This is a genomic window from Aestuariicoccus sp. MJ-SS9 (assembly GCF_032586235.1).
GTDB lineage: Bacteria > Pseudomonadota > Alphaproteobacteria > Rhodobacterales > Rhodobacteraceae > Aestuariicoccus.
Genome location: NZ_JAWHTD010000108.1, coordinates 1 through 2,712 on the forward strand (window position 1 = coordinate 1; position 2,712 = coordinate 2,712).

The following is a 2,712-nucleotide window of genomic DNA, read 5'->3' on the forward strand; positions in this document are numbered from 1 at the left end:
GCGCGAACTTGGCGCGGTATAAGGGAAGTCCTACTGTCCTTGTGGAGACGGGTTCGAATCCGTCTGGCAGCACCCATTCAAGGTGTCGCCAGAAGCGCTGAGCCCGCAAGTCTTTTGATCAGGCTGTCGTAATGCGATTGCGACCAGCCGCAGTCGCGTACCAGGTGTTCCCAGTTTTCAACCGACAGAAGCGTCCAAAGGATATCGGTTGCGGCTTGCTCGTCTAAATCAGGTCTTAGCATCCTGGCTGCTGCCAAAGCCTGAACTGCGGCGGCACACCCATGCCTGACGGCTTGCATCCGGTCATTCCATGCCGCTGCGGCCTCTGCATCGCTGTCCTGCATTGCACGTAGGGCGACGGACATGCCGTGGATTTCAGGAATGTAGCTGCCCCAAGCGCTGATGAAGGCCATAAGCCGCTCCTGGCCAGAGGCCGCAGCCCTGCTGTCCGCCAGTCGCGCATCCACGTTCTTGACGGAATCAATGTGACGAGTCGTGGCCACAAATAGCTCTGCCCGCGTGGGAAAATGCAGGTAGAGCGCCTGCCGGCTGATGCCCGCCGCCTTGGCGATATCGGACATGCGAACTTTTTTATCCCCGGATTCCAGAAGGTTCCAAGTGCAATCGAGGATGCGGCTGCGGGTATTGGATGAATCTCTTGACATCATGTCAAGTTACCGATTATTGACATCGTGTCAACTTTACAGCGTGTCAAGTATTTGGCCGGTTGCAACCTCGAAAGGAAAACCACAATGAAAGTCATCGTCTTTGGCGCCACCGGGACCGTTGGCCGTCTGGCTGTTGAAAACCTGCTGAAGGCTGGCCACACCGTCACCGCCTTTGCCCGTTCGCCCGGGAAACTGAACCTGGATGATCCCAAGCTGCGCCTCGTCGCTGGCGATGCGATGAAACTGTCTGACGTGACAGACGCCGTCGCAGGGCATGAGGCTGTCGTCGTGACCCTTGGTGCCGGGATGTCGCGCAAAAGCAAAATTCGCTCGCAAGGCACGATGAACGTCATCAAGGCCATGCAGACCCACGGGATCCGCCGCCTGATTGCACAATCCACTTTGGGCGCGCGCGATAGCTGGCCCACGCTGAACTTCTGGTGGAAGCGCGTGATGTTCGGGGCCCTGCTCGCCCCCGTTTTCCGCGATCACGAGTTGCAGGAGCAGCTGATCGAGGTGAGCGGTCTGGACTGGACCATCGTCCGCCCCGGTGCCTTCACCGACAGGGCCACCGCACGCCCGGTTATCGAGGATGTGCCGAATACGGCCCGCGGCCTCGATTTGAAAATCGCGCGCAGCGAGTTGGCCCGTTTCCTGACCCGCCAGCTATCCGACCGCCAATACATCGGCCGCGCCGTTGGTCTGTCGAGCTGAGGAGCAGGAACTATGGAATGGATATTGATGAACGCGGGCATCGCCGTCGCGCTGGTGGCCGGAGTGTTTCTCGGCTTTTCCGATTTCATCATGCGGGGGTTGGCACAGGCCCCTGCATCCCAAGGGGCCGCGGGCATGGTCGGGCTGAACCGCACGGTCTATCGGTCGGTCTTCATGGTGCTACTCATGGGGTTGGTGCCAGTGTCAGCAACCCTTGGTATCTTGGCGCTCTGGCAGTTTGAAGGCGCGGCACGGGCGCTGACGTTGGCAGGAGTTGTTGCCTATCTGATCGGTGTCTTTGCCGTGACCGGCATGGGCAATGTACCAATGAACACGCGCCTCGATGCCATGGACGGCCAGCCACGCGAAACCGCAGACTACTGGCCCCGCTATGCGCAGAGATGGACTCGGCTGAACCACGCAAGAACCGCGGGTTCCGCGCTGGCGGCTGTCTGCTGGCTGACAGCTGCTCATATGGTCTGAGACAGCGCAGGCGGGCCGCATTGCCGCGCGTGAAGGGCAGATGCTGGGACAAGTTGATCCCGATCAACGACTTTGGCGCGCGCCCAATGGATACTTCCGGCCGATAGCTTACGGAGGCGAGGATGTTTCGTGTCGCAATACCTACGATCTTTTTCACGTCACCGGCGTTTGCCGATACAGAGAGGTACGGGCACATGATGGATTGGGGCTACGGCTACGGGTTCGGCATGATGTTCGGCCCGATCCTGTGGCTCATCGTGCTGGGTCTCATTGTCGTCGGCGTTATCTGGTTCGTCCGGCGCATCGATCACGGACCGCAAACAAGCCGAGCATCCGACGCCCTGTCGGAGCTTGACTTGCGACTGGCCCGCGGAGAGATCGATATCGATGACTACGCTGCAAGAAAGAAGCTGCTCGAAGGCTGACCTCCAAGCGGAAGGGCCATTCTCGGCCTCCTTGTACCCTTGGTGATTTCTCATCGTGCGGAAGTCTGTCGGGCGTCATTTCGTCTTCGATGTGCCTTCTCCGAAAGCGGCAGCTTTGCTGGCAAGGTCGACGTCGGTGTTGTCCGCAGAAATCGGCCGCTTACCGCCGGTCGTGACCATGGCGGCTTTGGGCTGATTTTGTTGAAAAACTCTGGCTTGATCGATGTGCGAGTGGCTGATTCAATTCTCGTAGCGAGCGGGAGGATTGGCGATGATGGGACCGAGGCAGGAAGGTCACGTCCGTCAAGCTGGTGTAATTTCCCAGATGGCCTGAGGTCATGATCAGGCGGCTTGTGTCGTTATGGTTTTGTCAGAAGGATTCCGGTTGAGACGGGCAGGGCGGCCTCGTAGCGTCGGAACAT

At 59.2% G+C, this 2,712-nt stretch carries 4 protein-coding genes; 3 read left to right on the forward strand and 1 reads right to left on the reverse strand.

Annotated features, from left to right (window positions below; genetic code table 11):
* Nucleotides 1-77: 77 nt before the first annotated feature.
* Nucleotides 78-665: a TetR/AcrR family transcriptional regulator gene (locus RXV88_RS23390; protein ID WP_316296134.1), complete on the reverse strand. Its 588-nt coding sequence runs from the start codon at nt 663-665 to the stop codon at nt 78-80.
* Nucleotides 666-752: 87 nt separating this feature from the next.
* On the opposite strand from RXV88_RS23390, the gene RXV88_RS23395 reads away from it, so the two are divergent.
* The 3 genes from RXV88_RS23395 to RXV88_RS23405 all read left to right on the forward strand — a co-directional run bounded on the left by RXV88_RS23395 (nt 753) and on the right by RXV88_RS23405 (nt 2,290).
* A complete protein-coding gene (locus RXV88_RS23395; RefSeq protein ID WP_316296136.1) occupies nt 753-1,382 on the forward strand; it encodes an NAD(P)-binding oxidoreductase in 630 nt (209 codons plus the stop codon).
* Nucleotides 1,383-1,394: 12 nt separating this feature from the next.
* Entirely contained in the window at nt 1,395-1,865 is a 471-nt protein-coding gene (locus tag RXV88_RS23400; RefSeq protein ID WP_316296138.1) for a DUF1772 domain-containing protein, read from the forward strand.
* A 122-nt stretch (nt 1,866-1,987) separates the two neighbouring features.
* The gene (locus tag RXV88_RS23405; protein WP_316296140.1) at nt 1,988-2,290 is read left to right on the forward strand and encodes a hypothetical protein; all 303 of its coding nucleotides are present in this window, start codon (nt 1,988-1,990) and stop codon (nt 2,288-2,290) included.
* Nucleotides 2,291-2,712: the final 422 nt, after the last annotated feature.

Coding starts and splice junctions, on each gene's coding strand:
- RXV88_RS23400 (WP_316296138.1), top strand. CDS start 1,395: ATGGAATGGATATTGATGAACGCGGGCATCGCCGTCGCGCTGGTGGCC.
- RXV88_RS23390 (WP_316296134.1), bottom strand. CDS start 665: ATGTCAAGAGATTCATCCAATACCCGCAGCCGCATCCTCGATTGCACT.
- RXV88_RS23395 (WP_316296136.1), top strand. CDS start 753: ATGAAAGTCATCGTCTTTGGCGCCACCGGGACCGTTGGCCGTCTGGCT.
- RXV88_RS23405 (WP_316296140.1), top strand. CDS start 1,988: ATGTTTCGTGTCGCAATACCTACGATCTTTTTCACGTCACCGGCGTTT.